General features: G+C 73.0%; 21 protein-coding genes. 7 read left to right on the top strand and 14 right to left on the bottom strand.

The genetic code is table 11. The features are described from left to right. Positions 1 to 31: 31 nt before the first annotated feature. From ACZ6C1_RS00475 to sigE, 5 genes are all read right to left on the bottom strand, one after another. Positions 32 to 727 carry a hypothetical protein gene (locus ACZ6C1_RS00475; RefSeq protein WP_469236399.1) on the bottom strand — a complete coding sequence of 232 codons (696 nt, stop codon included), beginning with the start codon at positions 725 to 727 and terminating at the stop codon, positions 32 to 34. A gap of 128 nt (positions 728 to 855) precedes the next feature. Beyond that, the gene (locus ACZ6C1_RS00470) at positions 856 to 1,293 is read right to left on the bottom strand and encodes a sec-independent translocase (protein WP_469236398.1); all 438 of its coding nucleotides are present in this window, start codon (positions 1,291 to 1,293) and stop codon (positions 856 to 858) included. A gap of 154 nt (positions 1,294 to 1,447) precedes the next feature. After that, positions 1,448 to 3,211 (bottom strand): S1C family serine protease, encoded by a 1,764-nt coding sequence (locus ACZ6C1_RS00465; protein WP_469236397.1) that lies wholly within the window; start codon positions 3,209 to 3,211, stop codon positions 1,448 to 1,450. A 94-nt stretch (positions 3,212 to 3,305) separates the two neighbouring features. After that, entirely contained in the window at positions 3,306 to 4,139 is an 834-nt protein-coding gene (locus ACZ6C1_RS00460; protein ID WP_469236396.1) for an anti-sigma factor family protein, read from the bottom strand. Next, on the bottom strand, positions 4,136 to 4,897 hold the full coding sequence (gene sigE, locus ACZ6C1_RS00455; protein WP_469236395.1) for an RNA polymerase sigma factor SigE: 762 nt from the start codon (positions 4,895 to 4,897) through the stop codon (positions 4,136 to 4,138). The genes ACZ6C1_RS00460 and sigE overlap by 4 nt, the downstream gene beginning before the upstream one ends. Positions 4,898 to 5,041: 144 nt before the next feature. On the opposite strand from sigE, the gene ACZ6C1_RS00450 reads away from it, so the two are divergent. Further along, positions 5,042 to 5,707 carry an O-methyltransferase gene (locus ACZ6C1_RS00450; RefSeq protein ID WP_084895721.1) on the top strand — a complete coding sequence of 222 codons (666 nt, stop codon included), beginning with the start codon at positions 5,042 to 5,044 and terminating at the stop codon, positions 5,705 to 5,707. Between the two features lie 90 nt (positions 5,708 to 5,797). On the opposite strand, the gene ACZ6C1_RS00445 is transcribed toward ACZ6C1_RS00450, so the two are convergent. Further along, positions 5,798 to 5,965 (bottom strand): DUF3117 domain-containing protein, encoded by a 168-nt coding sequence (locus tag ACZ6C1_RS00445; protein ID WP_003966491.1) that lies wholly within the window; start codon positions 5,963 to 5,965, stop codon positions 5,798 to 5,800. 315 nt (positions 5,966 to 6,280) lie between these two features. On the opposite strand from ACZ6C1_RS00445, the gene chcB reads away from it, so the two are divergent. Further along, complete coding sequence (gene chcB / locus ACZ6C1_RS00440; protein ID WP_469236394.1) at positions 6,281 to 7,063, top strand: 2-cyclohexenylcarbonyl CoA isomerase; 783 nt, start codon at positions 6,281 to 6,283, stop codon at positions 7,061 to 7,063. A 322-nt stretch (positions 7,064 to 7,385) separates the two neighbouring features. On the opposite strand, the gene ACZ6C1_RS00435 is transcribed toward chcB, so the two are convergent. After that, on the bottom strand, positions 7,386 to 7,976 hold the full coding sequence (locus tag ACZ6C1_RS00435; RefSeq protein WP_469236393.1) for a DNA-3-methyladenine glycosylase I: 591 nt from the start codon (positions 7,974 to 7,976) through the stop codon (positions 7,386 to 7,388). Then, complete coding sequence (locus ACZ6C1_RS00430) at positions 7,973 to 8,305, bottom strand: DivIVA domain-containing protein (RefSeq protein WP_469236392.1); 333 nt, start codon at positions 8,303 to 8,305, stop codon at positions 7,973 to 7,975. Before ACZ6C1_RS00430 ends, ACZ6C1_RS00435 begins: the two co-directional genes overlap by 4 nt. 128 nt (positions 8,306 to 8,433) lie before the next feature. Between ACZ6C1_RS00430 and folP the strand changes: the two genes are divergently transcribed. After that, complete coding sequence (folP, locus tag ACZ6C1_RS00425) at positions 8,434 to 9,294, top strand: dihydropteroate synthase (protein ID WP_469236391.1); 861 nt, start codon at positions 8,434 to 8,436, stop codon at positions 9,292 to 9,294. 9 nt (positions 9,295 to 9,303) lie between these two features. Here the strand turns inward: folP and ACZ6C1_RS00420 are convergent, their stop codons facing one another. Continuing rightward, entirely contained in the window at positions 9,304 to 10,074 is a 771-nt protein-coding gene (locus ACZ6C1_RS00420; protein ID WP_469236390.1) for an LOG family protein, read from the bottom strand. A 77-nt stretch (positions 10,075 to 10,151) separates the two neighbouring features. Continuing rightward, positions 10,152 to 11,231, bottom strand: a complete 1,080-nt coding sequence (gene dapE, locus ACZ6C1_RS00415; protein WP_469237136.1) for a succinyl-diaminopimelate desuccinylase — start codon at positions 11,229 to 11,231, stop codon at positions 10,152 to 10,154. A gap of 42 nt (positions 11,232 to 11,273) precedes the next feature. On the opposite strand from dapE, the gene ACZ6C1_RS00410 reads away from it, so the two are divergent. After that, positions 11,274 to 12,185 (top strand): VldE C-terminal domain-containing protein, encoded by a 912-nt coding sequence (locus tag ACZ6C1_RS00410; RefSeq protein WP_469236389.1) that lies wholly within the window; start codon positions 11,274 to 11,276, stop codon positions 12,183 to 12,185. Positions 12,186 to 12,665: 480 nt separating this feature from the next. After that, the gene (locus ACZ6C1_RS00405; RefSeq protein WP_469236388.1) at positions 12,666 to 13,073 is read left to right on the top strand and encodes an ATP-binding protein; all 408 of its coding nucleotides are present in this window, start codon (positions 12,666 to 12,668) and stop codon (positions 13,071 to 13,073) included. A gap of 62 nt (positions 13,074 to 13,135) precedes the next feature. Here the strand turns inward: ACZ6C1_RS00405 and ACZ6C1_RS00400 are convergent, their stop codons facing one another. Continuing rightward, positions 13,136 to 14,233, bottom strand: coding sequence for a bifunctional succinyldiaminopimelate transaminase/glutamate-prephenate aminotransferase (locus tag ACZ6C1_RS00400; protein WP_469236387.1), 1,098 nt, complete (start codon positions 14,231 to 14,233; stop codon positions 13,136 to 13,138). Positions 14,234 to 14,315: 82 nt separating this feature from the next. Next, positions 14,316 to 14,636 (bottom strand): ferredoxin, encoded by a 321-nt coding sequence (fdxA, locus tag ACZ6C1_RS00395; protein ID WP_031078476.1) that lies wholly within the window; start codon positions 14,634 to 14,636, stop codon positions 14,316 to 14,318. 113 nt (positions 14,637 to 14,749) lie between these two features. On the opposite strand from fdxA, the gene ACZ6C1_RS00390 reads away from it, so the two are divergent. Both ACZ6C1_RS00390 and ACZ6C1_RS00385 read left to right on the top strand, forming a co-directional pair. Continuing rightward, the gene (locus tag ACZ6C1_RS00390; protein ID WP_469236386.1) at positions 14,750 to 15,751 is read left to right on the top strand and encodes a GNAT family N-acetyltransferase; all 1,002 of its coding nucleotides are present in this window, start codon (positions 14,750 to 14,752) and stop codon (positions 15,749 to 15,751) included. Between the two features lie 5 nt (positions 15,752 to 15,756). Then, a complete protein-coding gene (locus ACZ6C1_RS00385) occupies positions 15,757 to 16,581 on the top strand; it encodes a transglutaminase family protein (protein WP_469236385.1) in 825 nt (274 codons plus the stop codon). A gap of 370 nt (positions 16,582 to 16,951) precedes the next feature. Here ACZ6C1_RS00385 and ACZ6C1_RS00380 read toward each other — a convergent pair whose 3' ends face one another. Together ACZ6C1_RS00380 and ACZ6C1_RS00375 are read right to left on the bottom strand one after the other, a co-directional pair. Further along, the gene (locus ACZ6C1_RS00380) at positions 16,952 to 17,602 is read right to left on the bottom strand and encodes a PepSY domain-containing protein (RefSeq protein ID WP_469236384.1); all 651 of its coding nucleotides are present in this window, start codon (positions 17,600 to 17,602) and stop codon (positions 16,952 to 16,954) included. Between the two features lie 136 nt (positions 17,603 to 17,738). Continuing rightward, entirely contained in the window at positions 17,739 to 19,751 is a 2,013-nt protein-coding gene (locus ACZ6C1_RS00375) for a hypothetical protein (protein ID WP_469236383.1), read from the bottom strand. Between the last annotated feature and the right edge of the window lie 60 nt (positions 19,752 to 19,811).

Below are 19,811 nucleotides of genomic sequence, written 5' to 3'. Positions count from 1 at the left end.
CGGCGCCCCTTCCGCGTTCCCCGTACGGGACTTACGCGTACGCGGTGATGTCCTGCACCACCGCGAAGCCCAGGCCGTACGCGCTCATCCCCCGTCCGTACGCGCCCAGATGGACGCCGCTGCGTGTCGTCCCGGCCAGTACCCAGCCGAACTCCGACTCGCGGTAGTGGAACGACGTCGGGACGCCGTCGACCGGCAGGGAGAGCGTCGACCACTCCGGGCCGTCCAGGTCGTCGGCGAGCTCGAAGGCGGCCTCGGTCTGCTGGTCCAGCCAGTCGTCCCGCAGCGAGTGGTCAAGCTGGGGCGGCCAGGTGTACGCGAGGAGCCCCGAGCCGGCCAGCCAGGCGGCGGAGGACACGCTGGTCGCGTCCAGCACCCCCGTACCGTCACCGCTGCGGCGTACGGGGCTCGCGGCCACCGTCACGACGACCGCGAACCGCTCCTTCTCCGCCCCGGCCGCGTCGAGCCGGTCCGGCCGTATCGACGGCTCGTCGCCGTGGCCGATCGAGCCGTGCTGCACCGTGCCGTCGGCCGACGTGCCGACCTGCATCAGCCAGCGCGGCCCGGTGAACGCCTCGTCCAGCCCGTACCAGGGGAACGACGCTCGCAGATAACCGTCGACCGTACGCCGGGCCACGGGCACCCCCTCGGGCGTCCCGGTCGCCTCGGACGTCGATGTGGTGCCGGGTGCGGCACCCTGCGCCCCTACTCGACTCGTCGTCTCCATCTGCCCGGCCGCCTCCTCGATCCATGGAGTCCGGTACGGCGCGCCCCACGGGCGGTCTCGCAACCGGACAGATGGAGAGGATAGCCACCCGGCGGGAGGTCTTTCCGGAAGAGCGGCGCGGGAGGGGCTCAGGTGGCGTCGGCGTCGAACGGCGGGCGCTCGCCGTGGTCGGGCCTGTCGCCCTTCTTCAGCAGGTCCGTGCCCCCGTGCGTGCCGTTGACCGCCGCCGGGACCGACACGTCCGGCTCGCGGCTGTTGACGGCGTCGGCGACGTCGTTGATCTCCTTCTTGAGATCGAAGCTGCTGCGGATGTCCTTCAGTTCCTCGTTCTCCGTCAGCTGCTTGCGGATGAACGTCTTGGGGTTCAGGTCCTCGAACTCGAAGTCCTTGAACTCCGGGCCCAGTTCGCTGCGGATGTCCTGCTTCGCGTTCTCCGAGAAGTCGCGGATCTTGCGGATGAAGCCGGAGACGTCCTGGATGACCTTCGGCAGCTTGTCGGGACCGAAGATGAGCACGGCAAGGACCACGAGCGCCACCAGCTCGAGTGCGCCTATGTCATTGAACACCTTGCTGCTCCTTCACAGGTCCGGTCCGTGGTCCGTCGGTCCGTCCGGGCCGTCCGGGCCGTCCGGTGAGGGCCCGGGGCCCGTAACACGGTACCTGGCCCGGCTGCCGGGTTGGTACCTCCCGGCGGCCTCGTGGTGACCTCCCGGTGGATGTTCAGCCACCGGCGGAGGAACCGAGCGTCAGCGTCTTGGTCTGCTCCTTGCCGCCGCGCTCCAGGGTCAGCTCGAGCCGGTCGCCCGGGCGGTGCGCGCGGATCTTGACGATCAGCTCCTCACCGCTGTGCACCCGCTGGCCGTCCACCTTGGTGATGACGTCACCGGGCCGGATGCCCGCCTTGGCGGCCGGGCCGCCCGGTGTGACGGAGGCACCGCCGTCCTGGGCCTTCTCGCCGACCCTGGCGCCGTCACCGGTGTACTTCATGTCGAGGCTGACGCCGATGACGGGGTGGTTCGCCTTGCCGGTGTTGATGAGCTCCTCGGCGACGCGCTTGCCCTGGTTCACGGGGATGGCGAAGCCGAGCCCTATCGACCCGGCCTGGCCGCCCTCGGGTCCCGAGCCGCTGTCGGCGGCCCGGATGGCGCTGTTGATGCCGATGACCCGCGCCTTGGAGTCGAGCAGCGGACCTCCCGAGTTCCCGGGGTTGATCGGGGCGTCGGTCTGGAGGGCGTCGACATAGCTGATGTCGCTGCCGTCGCCCTTCTCGCCGCCCGCGGTGATGGGCCGCTCCTTGGCGCTGATGATGCCGGAGGTCACCGTGTTCTGGAGGTCGAAGGGGGCGCCGATGGCGACGACCGGGTCTCCGACGCGGACGTTGTCGGAGTTGCCCAGCGGCAGCGGCTTGAGGTTGGAGACGCCCTTGACCTGGACGACTGCGAGGTCGTACCCGCTGTCCTTGCCGACCAGCTCGGCCACGGCCGTCTCACCGCCACTGAAGGTGACGGTGATGTCACCGGAGGTGCCGGCCGGGTCGACGACATGGTGGTTGGTGAGGATGTGCCCCTGCTCGTCGAGGACGAACCCGGTGCCGGTGCCCTGCTCGCCGCCGCCGCTGACGTGGAGCGTGACGACCCCGGGCAGGGCGCTCGCCGCGATACCGGCGACGCTGTCGGGGGCCCGGCCGTCGTCCTCACGGCCGGCCTGCGGGAGCTCGACGGTGGTGATGCCGCCGTTCCGCTCGATGTACGCGCCGACACCGCCGCCGAGTACGCCGGTGAGCCCGGCGAACAGCAGCGCGGCGACCACGGCGAGACCGCGGCGCCGCCCCTTGCGCGGTGCGTGCGGTACGGGGCCGCCGGGGTGGAGGAGCGGCTGCTGCGGCCCGCCGCCGGGGGTGCTCCACGGGTCGTACTGCAACCACTGCGTCGGCTGCGGCTGCGGGTGGGCCTGGTGCGGCTGGGCGGCTGGCTGCGGCTGGGCGGCCGGCTGCGGCGGTTGCGGGTGGGCCTGCTGCGGCTGGGCGGCCGGCTGCGGGTGCTGGCGCTGGTGCTGGTGAGGCGTGCCCGGCTGCGGCGTGCTCGGGTGCGGCGTGCTGGGGTGCGGCGTGCTGGGGTGCGGCGTGCCGTACGCGGGTGGGACGGTGGTCCCGTGCGCGGGGGTCGCCAACGGCCGCTGTACGGGCGGTGCGGGCGCCCACGGGCCCGGTTCGCCGTAGGGCGGGGTGCTGTACTCGTCCGGCTGGTGCAGCGGCTGCGGGCGCGCCGCCACCGCCGTCTGCTCCGCTGTCGTCTGCTCCGCCGTCGTCTGCTCCGCCACCGTCTGCTCGACCGCCACTGCCGGAACGGGAGCCGGCTCGTCGGCCGGGGCGGGCGGGGGCGTCCGCGGGGCACCCTCGGGGCCGCCCGCTTCCGCTACCACGTGCTGCCGCGCCGGGCGGCTCCACCACTTCGGCTTCGACTCCGTGGGCTTCCCGTCGTCCATGTTCTCCCCGCTGCGTGCCCGTCCCGCGCCCCCTCGGGACGCCCCTGCGCAGGATTCAACCAGGTCCGGCGGCCCCCGCGCAGGGGGGCGCCGGTCAGCGGCCCGCGGGGAGCGGCAGGGAGCTGGGTGACGGGGCGGCCGCCGGGGTCGCCCCGATGGCGCCGGCGAGGTGCGGTGCCGGCCCCGTGGGACGTATCAGCGGTGCGGGTGCCGTGGTGTTCAGCGCGCTCACCGCGCCCAGCGGCGAAGCCGACAGAAAGGGATGGGCTCCCGGGCGCTGCACCGCGTGCAGCGGCACGGCGGCCAGGGGCGCGGCCGGACGGTCCGTCGCCTTGACCGGTCCGTACCCGCCTCCACGGCGGCGGCTGTTGTCGCCCGTGCCGGCGCCCGGTGTCTGGCCGGGCGACCGCAATGGCGTGACGTTGTTGCCCGTGCCGTCGCCCCGGGCGTCCACCGTGGCGACCGTCGGCAGGGCACCACCCAGGGCGATCGCCGCGAACGACACCGCGCTGGCGGCGGCGAAGGCGAACCTCCGGCCGCGCCACGGGGAGCGCTCCGCCTCCTGGCGGCCCACCTCGTGGATACGGAACCCCGCGTCCCCTCCCCCGGCGTAGCCGAAGGCGCCGGGTCTCACTCCGAAGGGTCCGTCGCCGCCGAAGGGTCCGCCCCGGTCGTCGTCACCGCCCGGAGCACCCCCGGGCAACCCCTGGAGGCGTGCGAGCAGCCCCTCGGAGGGCGGCGGCGGGGTGGCCTGGGCGAAGACGCTCTTCAGCCGGCGCTGCGCGTCGGCCTCGGCCTTGCACTTGGGACAGGTCGCCAGGTGGGCGAGGACCCGCTCACGGGCGTCATGACCGAGCTCACCGTCGACGAGCGCGGCGAGGCGGTCCCCCAGATGCTGTTCCGCGGGGGTCGGACTTGTGCCACTCACGCGGGTCCGCCCTCCCCGCCCACGGCCGCGAACGTGCGCTGCTCGGCGCGGGCCTCGGGCGATCGGTGCTTGAGGGCCTTGCGCAGGTGGGAGCGGCCGCGGTGGATACGGCTCCGGACGGTGCCGAGCTTGACTCCGAGGGTGGCGGCGATCTCCTCGTACGACAGCCCCTCGATGTCGCACAGGACCACCGCCGCGCGGAACTCGGGCGCGAGGGTGTCGAGGGCCTGCTGGACGTCGGCGTCGAAGTGCGTGTCGTGGAAGACCTGCTGGGGCGACGGCTCGCGGCTGGGCAGCCGCTCCGCCGCGTCGTCGCCGAGCGCGTCGAACCGGATGCGCTGCTTGCGGCGCACCATGTCCAGGAAGAGGTTGGTGGTGATGCGGTGCAGCCAGCCCTCGAAGGTGCCCGGCGTGTACGTGGACAGCGAGCGGAAGACGCGGACGAAGACCTCCTGGGTGAGGTCCTCGGCGTCGTGCTGATTCCCGGTCAGGCGGTACGCGAGGCGGTAGACCCGGCCACTGTGCGTGCTGACGATCTCCTCCCACGAGGGCGGAGTCCACGCCTGCGATTCCGCATCCGATGCGAAGGTCGCGGTGGTGGGTGCGAAGTCGGCGGGCATGGAACGGTCAGCGGTGTCGGTCACGGATTTCGGCTCACCCGCCGACCTGAGAAAGCGCCGCAGCACTCCTCCCCGATCCACAGGCGCAGCCGCACCTCCCCTATCGGCTCTGGTGGTGTCCAGTGGAGCCCCTACCATAGCCACCTCGCCCGTTAGCTCCGGATAAGAATCTTTACGTGAATTTGGGACCGTCTTCGGCTCTTGATCCATGTGCTCCCCCCACCCCTCCATAACGCGCGGTCCCATCTGCGGGTTCCCGGGCCCGAACGGCTACAGTCACCGTTGCGCCAACTACGGGGACAGGAGAGGGTCATTACCGCCAACCGGCAGACGAGCTGGGCGTTCGCCGACGCCTTTGTCGCCGAGGACGAAGCGCTGCGCTGGGCCCGTGACCGGGCCCGGGACGCGGGGCTGCCCTCGGTGTCGCCAGGCACCGGCGCCGCGCTGCGTCTGCTGGCGGCCACGGCGGACGCCAAGGCGGTGGCGGAGATCGGCACCGGGACGGGGGTGTCCGGGATCTACCTGCTGGAGGGCATGCGCCCCGACGGCGTCCTGACCACGGTGGACCCGGAGCCGGAGCGCCAGCAGTTCGCCAAGCAGGCGTTCCGGGCGGCCGGCTTCGCCGGGAACCGGGCCCGTTTCATCCCCGGCCGTGCCCTCGACGTACTCCCCCGGCTCGCTGACGGCGGCTACGACCTCGTCTTCTGCGACGGCGACCGCACGGAGTGCCTGGACTATCTCGCTGAATCGTTGCGCCTGCTGCGGCCGGGTGGCCTGGTCTGTTTCGAGGGCGTCTTCGCCGACGGCCGTACGGTCGATTCGGCGGCCCAGCCGGCCGAGGTGCTCAGGCTGCGGGAGCTGCTGCGTGCGGTACGGGAGAGCCAGGAGCTGCTGCCGTCCCTGCTGCCGGTGGGCGACGGGCTGCTGTGCGCGGTGCGGAGGGGCTGAGCGGCGCGCGCACCCGTATACGAAAACCCCGGCCCGGTCGCGTCACCGCCACCGTGCCGGGGCTCTCGAAAAAACAGGGAGCGTTCCGCGTCAGCCCACGACCTTCTTGAGTGCGTCGCCGAGCGCGTCGGCCTCGTCCGGAGTCAGCTCGACGACAAGCCGACCGCCGCCTTCGAGCGGAACGCGCATGACGATGCCCCGCCCCTCCTTGGTCACCTCGAGCGGGCCGTCGCCCGTCCGCGGCTTCATGGCCGCCATGCTCGTTCCCCTTCCTGAAACCAGCTCATCGTCGCCGACGGCCCTCTGGCATGGGCACGCATCACCGGCATCGAACACATTGCTTCCAGGTCATTATCCCGCATGGCAGGACCCGATGACCAACATCAGCAGGCATCGCTTGCGCAACGCGCTCTCGCAAAACCGTCCAATTCGGCGATACGCCTGCGATACTTCGCCGCCGCACACGGCGGCGGGGCCGGACATTCTTTGACGCAGGTCACATGTCGGGGCGCGATGATCTCCGCCATGCTGGGCGGGACATCATCGCTCCGTAGCCGCAAAGGGGACCCTGCCATGGCCGACACCGTGCTGTACGAGGTGGTCGACGGACTCGCCACGATCACCATCAACCGGCCCGACGCCATGAACGCGATGAACACCCAGGCGAAGATCGGCCTCCGGGACTCGCTCCTGGCGGCGTCGGAGGACAGCGCCGTACGGGCGGTGCTGCTGACCGCGACGGGCAAGGCGTTCTGCGTGGGGCAGGACCTCAAGGAGCACGTCGCGCTCATCGGCACCGAGCACACGATGAGCACCGTGCGGGAGCACTACAACCCGATCGTCCGCGCCATCGCCGGGATGCCGAAGCCGGTGGTCGCCGGGGTGAACGGGGTCGCGGCCGGGGCGGGCTTCGGCTTCGCGCTGGCGGCCGACTACCGGGTCGTGGCCGACACGGCGTCCTTCAACACCTCCTTCGCCGGGGTGGCGCTGACCGCCGACTCGGGCGTCTCGTGGACGCTGCCACGGGTGGTGGGCCCGGGCCGGGCGGCGGACCTGCTGTTCTTCCCGCGCTCGATCACGGCGCAGGAGGCGTACGAGCTGGGCATCGCGACCCGGCTGGTCCCGGCCGCCGACCTGGCGGCCGAGGCGGAGTCCGTGGCCCGCACCCTCGCGGAGGGCCCGACGCTGGCGTACGCGGCGCTCAAGGCGTCCCTGGCGTACGGGGCGGCCCACACCCTGGACGAGGCGCTGGACAAGGAGGACGAGCTCCAGACGAAGGCGGGCGCGTCGGAGGATCACGGCATCGCGGTCCAGGCCTTCCTGGCCAAGGAAAAGCCGAAGTACCTGGGCCGCTGAGCCCTCGGGGGCGGCGGTACGAGGGGTTCCCCGTCGGGGGCAGTCGTTCCGCGGGGCGGAACGGGTGGGCAACCGAGGACAGGGCGCCCTGTCCTCGCTTCCGTCCCGGGGCGGTGCGGTGGCCAGGGCCGGTGGGCCAGGTCGGGGCACCTCCGGGCTCGACTCCTCGCGGTCGGCGGGGCACCCGACTCGTCTCGTCGCCGTGGCTCGCCGCCGATCCCCTGCGGGGACCCTGCACGGCCCCTCCGCGCCGCCGCAGAGGGGCCGGACGACCCGCCCACAACAGGGGGCACCCCGCGCCCGCCGGGCCGGGGCGCCCCGGTCAGACCAGGGCGCCGCCCCGGGCCGCGCAGTCGGTGAGGTGGTCGTCGACCAGGCCGCACGCCTGCATCAGGGCGTACGCCGTCGTCGGGCCGATGAACCGGAGACCCGCCTTCTTGAGCGTCTTGGACAGGGCCGTCGACTCCGGGGTGACGGCCGGGACGTCGGCGAGGGTGCGGGGGGCCGGGCGGGAGGCGGGGTCGGGGGCGTAGGACCAGATCAGGGTGTCCAGCTCGCCGGGCGCCCAGCCGGCCAGCACGCGCGCGTTGGCGATGGACGCGTCGATCTTGGCGCGGTTGCGGATGATCCCGGTGTCGGCCAGGAGCCGTCCCCGGTCGGCGTCCGTGAACTCCGCGACCGCGGCGATCCTGAAGTTCGCGAACGCCCGGCGGAAGCCTTCGCGGCGGCGGAGGATGGTGATCCAGGACAGTCCCGACTGGAAGGCCTCCAGGCAGAGCCGTTCGAACAGGGCGTCGTCGCCGTGGACGGGACGGCCCCACTCCTCGTCGTGGTACAGGAGGTAGTCCTCGGTGGCCAGGCCCCACGGGCAGCGGGGCTTCCCGTCCGGGCCGGGCAGGGCCTCGCCGGTCACTGGTCCTTCTCCTCGTCGGGCGCGTCCCCGGGCGCGGGGGGCGGGCCCGGGGTCTCCGCGCGGGCTCCCGCCAGCGCGGTCTCCAGCTCGGCGATCCGCGCGTCCCGCTCGGCGAGCTCGGCGCCGAGCCTGTTCAGCACGTCGTCGACCTCCGCCATGCGGTAGCCGCGCGGCGCCAGCGGCAGCCGCAGCGCGTCGATGTCGTGGCGGCCGACGGCCCGGGTCAGCGGCAGCCGGTCCACCGTGTGCTCGGGTGCCGCTTCGGGAAGCACGTCGCTCTCCCCGCCGCCGATCACGGCGAGAGTGACCGCGGCAACGACCACGACCATCGCTACAGCCAAGAACCAGAACACGAGCGTGCCTCTCCACCGGGAGCGAAAACGTATCGCTGCCGATCGTGCCATGCGCCGCCGGCGGTTAAGGTCGCAGGCGACCGAACGCGAGGAGGACAAACGGGATGCTGCGCTTGGGACGGCGTGAATTCGACGCGCACGAGCCGGTGATCATGGCCATCGTGAACCGGACCCCGGACTCCTTCTACGACCAGGGCGCCACGTTCCGCGACGAGCCGGCGCTCGCCCGCGTCGAGCAGGCGGTGTCGGAGGGCGCCGCCATCATCGACATCGGTGGGGTGAAGGCCGGTCCCGGGGAGGAGGTGACGGCCGAGGAGGAGGCGCGTCGCACGGTCGGTTTCGTGGCCGAGGTGCGTCGGCGGTTCCCCGATGTGGTGATCAGCGTCGACACCTGGCGGCACGACGTCGGCGAGGCGGTCTGCGAGGCGGGCGCCGACCTGCTGAACGACGCGTGGGGCGGGGTGGACCCGAGGCTCGCGGAGGTCGCCGCTCGGCACGGCGCGGGGCTGGTGTGCACGCACGCGGGCGGCGCGGAGCCGCGCACCCGGCCGCACCGGACCACGTACGACGACGTGATGGCGGACATCCTGCGGGTGACGGTGGGGCTGGCGGAGCGCGCCGTGGAGCTGGGCGTACGCCGCGACGGGATCATGATCGACCCCGGCCACGACTTCGGGAAGAACACCCGGCACAGCCTGGAGGCGACGCGCCGGCTGGACGAGATGACGGCGACGGGCTGGCCGGTGCTGGTGTCGCTGTCCAACAAGGACTTCGTCGGCGAGACCCTCGACAAGCCGGTCAAGGAGCGGGTGCTGGGCACGCTCGCGACCACGGCGGTCTCGGCGTGGCTGGGTGCCCAGGTCTACCGCGTCCACGAGGTGGCGGAGACGAAGCAGGTGCTGGACATGGTGGCGTCCATCGCGGGGCGCCGCCCCCCGGCGGTCGCCCGCCGGGGCTTGGCGTAGCCCTGCCCGTCAGGGGCGGCCGGGTCCGGTCTCCTTGGTGACCAGGGCGACCGCCTCGTCGACGTCGTCCGTGACGTGGAAGAGCATGAGGTCGTGCTCCGAGGCCTTGCCCTGGGCGATGACCGTGCCGCGGAGCCAGTCGACCAGACCGCTCCAGTACTCGGTCCCGAACAGCACGATCGGGAAGCGGGTCACCTTCCGCGTCTGGACGAGGGTGAGGGCCTCGAAGAGCTCGTCGAGGGTGCCGAGCCCGCCCGGCAGGACGACGAAGCCCTGGGCGTACTTGACGAACATCGTCTTCCGTACGAAGAAGTAGCGGAAGTTGACCCCGATGTCGACGTGCGGGTTGAGGCCCTGCTCGAAGGGCAGCTCGATGCCGAGGCCCACCGAGATGCCCTTCGCCTCCCGGGCACCCTTGTTCGCGGCCTCCATGGCGCCCGGGCCGCCGCCCGTGATCACCGCGAAGCCCGCCTCGACCAGCGCCCGGCCGATCCGCACGCCCGCCTCGTACTCCGGCGTGCCCTCCGCGGTGCGGGCCGAGCCGAAGACGCTGATCGCGCTGGGAAGTTCGGCGAGGGCGCCGAAGCCCTCCACGAACTCCGACTGGATGCGCATCACGCGCCACGGGTCGGTGTGGACCCACTCGGAGTCGCCCGCGGTGTCCAGCAGCCGCTGATCGGTGGTGCCGGGCTGGACCTGCTCCCGGCGGCGCAGTACCGGCCCCAGCCGCTGCTCGGCCAGCGCTCGCAGTCCTTCGGCCTCGGCCTCGGGGTTGCCCATGATCCGCTCCCTCCGCTGAACATCGTTTCCCGCTCAGGGTAGGGCGACGGGCGTGACAAAAGGCGAAATTACGGAGGTCAGGCAGTGAGCCAGTCGTACAGTCGGCGTTCACAGTGCGTGATCTTGTCGACGGCGACGTGCTCGTCCCGCTTGTGCGCGAAGAGCGCGTCACCCGGGCCGTAGTTGACGGCGGGCACGCCCAGAGCGCTGAACCGGGACACGTCCGTCCAGCCGAACTTGGGCTGCGCGGTACCGCCGACCGCCGCCATGAAGGCCGCGGCGGCCGGGTGCGACAGGCCCGGCAGGGCGCCGCCCGTGTGGTCGTCCACCACGAACTCGTCCACGCCGCAGTCCGCGAACACCTCACGCACGTGGGCCTCGGCCTCCTCCATGGAGCGGTCGGGCGCGTAGCGGTAGTTGACGATCACGGTGCACTCGTCGGGGATGACGTTGGTGGCGACGCCGCCCTCGATCCCGACGGCGTTGAGGCCCTCGTGGTACTCGAGCCCGTCGATCACCGGGCGGCGCGGTTCGTAGGCGGCCAGCCTGGCGAGGATGGGGGCGGCGGCGTGGATGGCGTTGGACCCCATCCAGCTCCGCGCGGAGTGGGCGCGCTCGCCCTTGGTACGCAGATGGACCCGCAGCGTCCCTTGGCAGCCGCCCTCCACCTGGCCGTCGGACGGCTCCAGCAGGACGGCGAAGTCGCCTTCCAGCCACTCGGGGTGTGCGGCGGCCACATGCCCCAGACCGTTCAGGTGGGCGGCGACCTCTTCGTTGTCGTAGAAGACGAAGGTCAGGTCGCGGTTGGGCTCGGGGACCGTCGCGGCGATGCGCAGCTGGACGGCGACGCCGGACTTCATGTCCGAGGTGCCGCAGCCCCACAGGACGCCGTTCTCGTCGAGCCGCGAGGGGACGTTGTCGGCGATCGGCACGGTGTCGATGTGTCCGGCCAGGACGACCCGCTCGGCCCGGCCCAGGTTCGTCCGGGCGACGACGTTGTTGCCGTACCGGTCGACCGTCAGGTGCGGCAGTGTGCGCAGCGCCTGCTCGATCGCGTCGGCAAGGGGCTTCTCGGTGCCGCTGACCGAGGGGAAGTCGACGAGCGCGGCGGTCAGCGCCGGGCCGTCCTGGGTGAGGTCCAGCAGGGTGGCGGGCATGGTCTCGGACATGGTGCCGAGCCTATCCCGGCCTCCAGTACGGTGGGCTGCGTGTCCGAGTCCACCCGCCCTCGCCGACCTCGCCGCCTGAGGATCGCCGTCGCGCTCGCCGTGCTGCTGGCGGTGATCGCGTACGTGGTCGTGCAGTACGTGACAGGCGGCAAGGACGCGCCGCACTGCGTCGTGGGCAGCGGGAGCAACACCTACCGCTTCACGCCCGAGCAGGCCTCCAACGCCGCGACGATCTCCGCCGTCGGGACGTCGCGCGGGATGCCCGAGCGCGCGGTCACCATCGCCCTGGCGACCGCCCTGCAGGAGTCCGCCCTGCGCAACATCCGGTACGGCGACCGCGACTCCCTCGGCCTGTTCCAGCAGCGCCCCTCGCAGGGGTGGGGCACCGAGAGGCAGATCCTCGACCCGGTCTTCTCGGCCGGGAAGTTCTACGACCACCTCGCCAAGGTCCCGGGCTACTCCCGGCTCCCGCTGACCGTCGCCGCGCAGCGCGTGCAGCGCAGCGGGTTCCCGCAGGCGTACGCGAAGCACGAGCCGGACGCCTCGCTGCTCGCCGCCGCCCTCACCGGCCGCGCGCCCGCGTCACTGACATGCACGTCCGGCAGGGGGCCCGTGCGGGCCGGCGATCCGGCGAAGGTACGGGCGGAGGTGAAGCGGGCGTTCGGTGAGCTGCCCCCGGGCGGGGCGGCGCCCGACATCTCCGTACCGGTGCGGAGCATGACCGCCGGTTCGGCCGGCCCCCGGGGCGCGACGCCCGGCGGCGGTTCGCGGGGCGGCTGGGAGCTGGCGCAGTGGGCGGTGGCCCAGGCGGACGCCCTCGGGCTCGCGGAGGTCTCGTACGCGGGCCGTGTCTGGAGCGTGGAGCAGTCGGAGGACGGCTGGCGCCCCGCCCCGGAGGACGCCGCACGCACGGACGAGGTCCGCATCCGCGTCGCGAAGTAGCCGGGCCCGGCCGGGGCGCCCGGCGCGAGCGCCGCGGTGATCGTGGGTGGGGCGGGACCCCTCCGGGCCGGCGGCCTCGGGTCGCGTGCGAGGGAGCCGTTTCGGGGCCGCCATCCTCTGCGGGGGCGACCCTGCGCGGTCCCACCCCGGCCGTCCGTCCGGCTGCGGGCGGTCGAAGACCGGCCGGGCAAACGTACGGGAATTCACTCGGGTGAGGCACTCGTCATCGCGTCGGCGGCCGATTCTCCCCCAGTGCGCGGACGCGCCCCAATTCCCTTACGAGCATTGGGGAGTGACGGTTCTTCCCTCCCAGATGTGTCTGCTCGTTTGCCCGGGTTTAGGCGGAGCCGATAATGCGACGCATTACCAACTCTTTACCTCGGGCCACCGCAACCTTCCCCGGCCTCCGAGCGGTTGTCACAGCGTCCGATCGTCGGACAGGCACCACAGTCAAACGACCTCTCCCGTCGAAGGAGCATCATGTCCCTCCCCCTGACCCGTCGGATCGCCCGTGCCGCGCTGCTGATCGCAGCGGGCGCAGCTCCCGTGGTCGGTGCGGCCGGCTCCGCAAGCGCCGTGGACCTCCCCAACGCCCCCCAGCTCGGCGGCGTGAGCAGCCTCGACACCGCCTCGGCGACCGACACCGTCAGCGGCGCCTCCACGAGCACGACCGGCATGGTCGGCGAGGCCGGCGGCAAGACGGTCGAGCAGGCCGTTCCCGCCGCGGGCGAGACCGCCACCCCCGTCGCCCAGAAGGCCGCCGGTGACGCCGCCGGCGGCGCCGGCGAGATCGTCGGCGGGGCCGCGGGCGCCGCGCCCACCGACGCGCTCGGCGGCGGCGTGCCGGCGGAGCTGCCGGTGCAGACCCTGCCGGCGCTCGGCAAGTAACCGCCCGCTCGTACGCGAAGGGCCCGGGGAGTCACACACTCTCCCCGGGCCCTTCGCACGTCTCAGCCCAGCCGCTTGACCGCAGCCTCGACCCGCTCGTCGGTGGCGGTGAACGCCACCCGCACGAACCGCTCACCGGCCACGCCGTAGAAGTCGCCGGGCGCGACCAGGATCCCGAGGGACGCCAGGTACGCCACGGTGTCCCAGCAGGCCTCGTCGCGGGTCGCCCACAGGTAGAGGCTCGCCTCGCTGTGCTCGATCCGGAACCCGTGCGTCTCCAGGGCCGTACGCAGCGCCGTGCGCCGCGCCGCGTACCGGGCCCGCTGCTCGGCCACGTGCGCGTCGTCGCCGAGCGCGGCGACCGTGGCCGCCTGCACCGGGGCGGGCGTCATCATCCCGCCGTGCTTGCGGATCTGCAGCAGCTCGCCGAGCACGGCCGCGTCACCCGCGACGAACGCGGCACGGTAGCCGGCCAGGTTGGACCGCTTGGACAGCGAGTGGACGGCGACGATCCCCTCGTACGATCCGCCGCACACGTCGGGGTGCAGTACGGAGACGGGGTCGGTCTCCCAGCCGAGCTCCAGGTAGCACTCGTCACTGAAGACGAGGACGCCGTGCTCACGCGCCCAGGCGACGATCCGGATCAGCTCGTCCTTGGAGATGACCTTGCCGGTCGGGTTGGAGGGCGAGTTCAGCCACAGCAGCTTCAGCCCGGCCGGGTCCAGCTCCGTCGGGTCGTCGTAGACGACCGGCGTCGCACCGCACAGCCGCGCGCCGACCTCGTACGTCGGGTAGGCCAGCCGCGGGTAGGCCACCGTGTCCCCGGCGCCGAGGCCGAGCTGGGTCGGCAGCCAGGCCACCAGCTCCTTGGAGCCGACGACCGGCAGGACGTTGCTGTGGGCGAAGCCGCGTGCGCCGAGGCGCCGCTCGCACCAGCCGGTGAGCGCGTCACGCAGCTCGGGGGTCCCCCACACCGTCGGATAGCCCGGCGAGTCCGCCGCGGCCACCAGCGCCCGCCGGATCACCTCGGGGACGGGGTCCACCGGCGTGCCGACGGACAGGTCCACGATGCCGTCCGGGTGGGACATGGCCGTCTTCTTGTACGGCTCGAGCCTGTCCCACGGGAAGACGGGGAGGCGTGAGGAGACGGGGGAGGACACGGTGCTCGCTTTCTTCTGCTTCAGGGGTGATACGCGTCGGTCCCGTACAGCGGCGGGGCCGTACGGGACCGAGGATGCGCGATCAGCCGTTCTGCGGCGGCAGGGCGGCGATGAAGGGGTGGTCGCGCTCGATCAGGCCCAGCTTCGAGGCGCCACCGGGCGAACCGAGATCGTCGAAGAACTCGACGTTCGCCTTGTAGTAGTCCTTCCACTCCTCGGGAGTGTCGTCCTCGTAGAAGATCGCCTCGACCGGGCAGACCGGCTCACAAGCACCGCAGTCGACGCATTCGTCCGGGTGGATGTACAAGGACCGCTGGCCCTCGTAGATGCAGTCGACGGGGCACTCCTCGATGCACGCCTTGTCCTTGACGTCGACACAAGGCTGCGCGATGACGTAGGTCACGCTGGTCGTTCCTCCTCGGTAGGGCTGTTTGCGCGGGAGCGCGGCGTCGTCGATGCCCGCACCTAGTATCTCCGTTCTTGGGACGGAACCGAACAGGAGGGGCGGACACAGCTGTGGAATTCACTGCGGGCGGACGGCTGGAGGTCCGGATCAGCCCCTCTGACGTGGGTAAACGAGTCTCCGTCCGCCGGTCGAGCGACACCGGAGCACGGCCGGAGAAGTTCACCGACACGGTTGGTGTTCTCACATCATGGACCGGGGGTGTGCTGCTGATCACACGACGGACCGGCGAGACCGTCCGCATTCCGGAATCGTCCCTGGTCGCGGGGAAGGTCGTGCCCGCCGCGCCCGCCCGCCGCAGGGGCCCTGCGGCCGGATTCGAGGAGCTCGCGAGGGCGACCGCGAGGGCCTGGCAGCCGGTGGAGAGCGAACCGCTCGGCGAGTGGACCCTGCGGGCCGCCGGCGGGTTCACCCGCCGGGCCAATTCGGTGCTGCCGCTCGGTGATCCCGGCGTGCCGCTGGACGACGCCCTGGCACGCGCGCGTGCCTGGTACGAGGAGCGGGGCCTGCCCCCGTACGTCCAGACCGCGACCGGCGCCGAGGGCACCCAGGAGCGGCTGTGCGCGGCGCTGGAGGAGCGCGGCTGGCGCCGGGAGGTCACGGCGGAGGTCCGGATCGGAGCCCTGGCGCCGATCGGCGACCGGGAACCGGGTGACGTACGGCTGTCCCGGTCCGTGGACGAGGCGTGGCTGCGCCGCTACAACCGCTCGGGCGTCCCCGGCCCCCACGTCCTGCACGTCCTGAAGAGCGGCCCGTCGGTGTGGTTCGCCACCGTGCCGGGCGAGGGTGACGTGCCCGCCGCCATCGGGCGGTGCGTGGTCGACGGGCGGTGGGCCGGCTTCATGGCGGTCGAGGTGGACCCGGCGTACCGCAGGCGGGGCCTCGCCACGGCCGTCATGGCGGCGCTGGCCCGCCGGGCGCTGGAGGAGGGCGCGTCCGCGGCCTGGCTCCAGGTGGAGTCGGACAATGGTGGTGCCCTCGCCCTGTACGAAGGGATGGGCTTCACCGTCCACCACCTGTACCACCACTTCCGATCTCCCGAAGCGGGTACGTGACGCGTATGCACACCACCGAGTGGCGCCGCCGGTTCGCCGAGGAGGCCCGCGAGGAACGGCCGGACCTCGCGACGCTGTGCCTGCTGGTGGGCGCGGAGGCGGATCCGGCGCTGGGGCAGGCCGGGATGGACGCCGCCGAGATCGAGCTGGACCGGCTGGCCGGGCTCCTGCCGTACGGGGTGCGGGGACCGCGCTCCTGGGTGACCGCGCTCGCCGACCTCCTCGGCGAGCGGTGCGGCTTCCACGGCACGCCCGGCGACTACCAGCACCTGGAGGCCTCGCTGCTGCCCGAGGTCCTGCGGCGCCGCCGGGGCCTGCCGATCCTGCTGTCGGTGGTGTGGATCGAGGTCGCACGGCGGGCGGGCGCCCCGGTGTACGGGGTGGCGCTCCCGGGACACTTCGTGGTCGGTTTCGGCGACCCCGAGGAGCAGGTCCTGGCGGACCCCTTCGCCGGTGGCCGCGCCCTGTCCGGGGCGGACGCGGAGCTGCTGGTGGCGGGGGCGACCGGCGAGCGCCTGCACCCGTCGATGCTGACCCCCTCGGACCCGTTGCAGATCATGCAGCGGATCCTCAACAACATCCGCGCCTGGGCGTCCGTACGCCCGGAACGCTCCGACGTGGCCCTGTGGGCGGTCGAGCTGTCCCTGCTGCTGCCCGCGCACCCCGCCCGGCTGCGCTACGAAAGGGCCCAGCTGCTGGTCCAGCGCGGCGACTTCCTGACGGGCGCGGCGGAGATGGACGCGTACGCCGAAGTGGTGGCCCCCGTCGAACCGGCCGTGGCGGAGACGGTCCGCCACCGCGCCCGGGCGGCACGCGCGATGCTCAACTGACCGCCACGCCGAGGCCGCCCCCACCCACCCGCAGACGACCGACGGCCGGGGCGGGACCGCGCATGGTCACCCACCCACCAAACGCCGACCCCCAAGGCAGGACCGCACCCACCCACCAACAGACGAACGACGGCCGACGGCCGACACCCAAGGCAGGACCGCACCCGCCCGCCCACCCACCCGCAGACGGCCGACGGCCGGGGCGGGGCCGTGCAGGGTCGCCCCCGCAGAGGTCGGCGGCGAAGGCCGGGTTCCCGTCCGAGGGACCCGGGGCCGCCGGCCTCGAGGAGGCGAGCCCGGAGGGGCCACGCCCCCCACCCATGGGTGGGACCCGCCCCCCCGCGCCGGGGCGCCCGAGCGCCGGTCCGCGTCAGTCGCGGTCGACGTGTTCGCGCACGATCTTGCCGGTCTTCGCGTCGATGTCGTACGTCGTCTTGTTCCAGTCGTTCGTCGTCACGACGTCCACGGACCAGACCACGTCGTCCAGTTGGACGGCGGTGACCGTGCCCTTCTTCCGGTCGGTGGCCGTCTTGACGGCCTGCTGCGGGGTGACCGTGGCAGCGCCGAGCCGGTCGGCGAGTTCGCGTTTGTCGTCCGGGTCCTGCCCGGGGTCGACCCGCGACTCGGTCACCTTGCCGGAGACGGCGTCGACGTGGACGGTGTGGGCGGTGCCGTCGGGGGCGACGACGGTGGAGTCCCACTCGGGGGTACGCGGGCCCGGGCTCGGGCTGCCGATGCCGGAACGCGCCCACTTGAGCTCGATCTCGGCGAGCCTGCCCTCACGTACACCGGCCACCGCCGTCCCGGCCGCCTTGTCCCACGGCACCTTGGTGGCCTGGATGAGGGCCTTGCGCTCCGCCTGGTCCCGGGTGGGGCGGCGCGGTGACGAGGTGCCGGTGGGGCTGCCGTACGGGGACGGCGCGGCGGCAACGGCGCGTGATTTCCCGGGCGTCCCCGCAGCCGGTGAGGAGCGGGGCCGACGCGGCGGCGGCGCACACGGCAGCGGCGACGGAGAGGCCACGGAGGCGGAGCTGAGCGGTCATGTCCGCACCGGTAACCCCTCGGGCGTCCACGCATGCCCGGTCCGCGCAGACTCACCCGAAAGGCCCCCCGCCCGGGCGGGGCGGGGGGCCTGGGGCACGGGGAGGCCGGTCGGGTCAGCCCTGGGGGTCGAGCTCGATCGTCTCGGTGCGCTCGGCGGGGGTCTTGCCGAGCAGGGCCGTCTGCATGGCGTGGGCCACGTCGTCGGCGGAGACCTCGTGCTGCTTGCCGTCCCCCTTGGTGATCATGACCCCTTCGAAGACACCGTCGAGGAGCTCGGTGATCGCCTGCTTGTTGTAGACCTCGACCAGGCGGCCGTTGATCGGCTTCATGGACAGGATCTTCGGCAGGGACCGGGACGGGCCGAACTGGATCTCCTTGCCGCCGGCCTTGATGGTCACGAGACCGGACATCGCGGGCTCGGCGAACTCCTTCATCGCCCGGTCCAGTTCGGCCTGGGTAATGGTGGGTTCCTTGGTGACGACGGGCAGTTCGACCGGGTCCGTCCGGCCGGTCTCGACCTGGGCGCGGTACGCGTCCCGTACCGAGATCATCGAGCGCTGGACGTCCAGTGCCTTGCCGGCCTTGCCGGGTACGGCGACGGCCTTGTTCGGCTCGAACCTGATCGTGCCCTCGGCGACCGAGCCGGACGTACCCGCGAGGTCGGTGAGGGCGACGCTCAGCTTCTCCTCGTCGACCGGGATGACCGGCTGGGCGACGCGCTCGCCGCCGAAGAGGGAGCCGATCACGGAGACCGGGTTGTAGTCGGCGCCCGCGGCGGCACGGACGGTCTCCTGGGCGTCCAGGGACAGCCCGGCCTTCTCCGGGGCCAGTTCCTCCTTCTTGCCGCCCACACTGAGCTGCAGCGGGGCGGAGGCGCGCTCACCGAAGGCGGTTTCGAGCTTCTGGACCGCCTGCTCCTTGGTACCGCCGCCGATGTCGACGCCGAGGACCGTGGTGCCCTTGGGTACGTCGGAGTGGTTGAGGAGCAGACCGGCGCCGTAGGCGACACCGAGCAGGACGACCGCCGCCACGCCGAGGAGGACCAGCTTGGAGCGGCCCTTCTTCTGCGCGCGGGCAGGCGCGGGCGCGGGGGCGGCCGACGGCACGGGGGTAGGGGCGGGCGGCGCGGGAATGGCCACCGGCTCCGGGCTGTCGAACGGCGCGGGGCCCCGGTCGGCGGCGACCTGTGCCGGGCCGGAGACCGGGAACGGCGACGGGGAGCGGTGCTCCGGCGGTACCACGGGGATGCCGCTGGTGAGTGTGTCGCCGGAGACATGGCCGCCGGCCGGCGGGCCCGGCTCGTACGGGGGCTCGTACTCCGGCTCGAACCCGGACTCGGGCGCGGGCTTCTGCGGCGTCAGGACGGCGGTGTCGTCGGACATCCACGGCACGGCGCCCATGCTGCCGGTCACCGGGCCGGTCGTCGGGCCACTGGGATGCGCCGGGCCGTTCCCGTGCGCCGGGCGGCCGGGGGCGGCCGTGCCCGCCGCCAGGTCCGCCAGGGAGCTGTGCGGGCGCGCGTCGGGGCGCAGGCCGTCACCACGCGGGCCATCGCCACGCGGACCGTCACCACGCGGGCCATCGCCACGCGGACCGTCCGCGCGCTGTGCGGGCGCGGGAGCCCCGGGCGCGGGAGCCCCGGAAGCGGAGGGCCCGGCGCCGGGAGGCCCAGCCGGCGGCTGCGCCGGCTCGGGCGCCGACGAAGGCGCGGGCACGGGCGCGGGAGCCGGGGGCTTGCGGGGGGCGAACCAGTCGCTGGCAGGCTTCTCGTCCGCCGGAGGTTCCTCCACCGGCTTCGGCGTCTCGGCCGCCGGCGGCCGCTCGGCGGCGGCACGGGGGGCCGGAGCGGCAGCGGCTCTGTCCGTCTCGCTCACCGGCTTGCGTACGACGACCGGCGGGATGGGCCGCGACCCGGGGATGTTGATCCGGATGCGGGTGGTCAGCGTGGTCTCGGTCCTGGGCTCGTCCGGCTCCGCGGCGGCGGCTCCGGCGCCCTCCTCCGGTGCGTCCTGCGTCGGGTGCAGCGACGGATACTGGCGCGATCCGTACGGCGGTGTACCCGAGGGGTACGCGGCTCCGCCGCGCCCCTGGGGGCCGGAGGACGAACTGTCAGTTTCACGACTCAAAGCAGGTTCTCCCGGTTGGCTCCGCCGCCCGCTCTTACACGTGCGGGCGCTCGGCGGCGC

This window comes from Streptomyces sp. NPDC041796 (assembly GCF_055590785.1).
The sequence above is the reverse complement of the archived record's forward strand: the minus strand, read 5'-3'. Positions and strand labels throughout refer to the sequence as shown.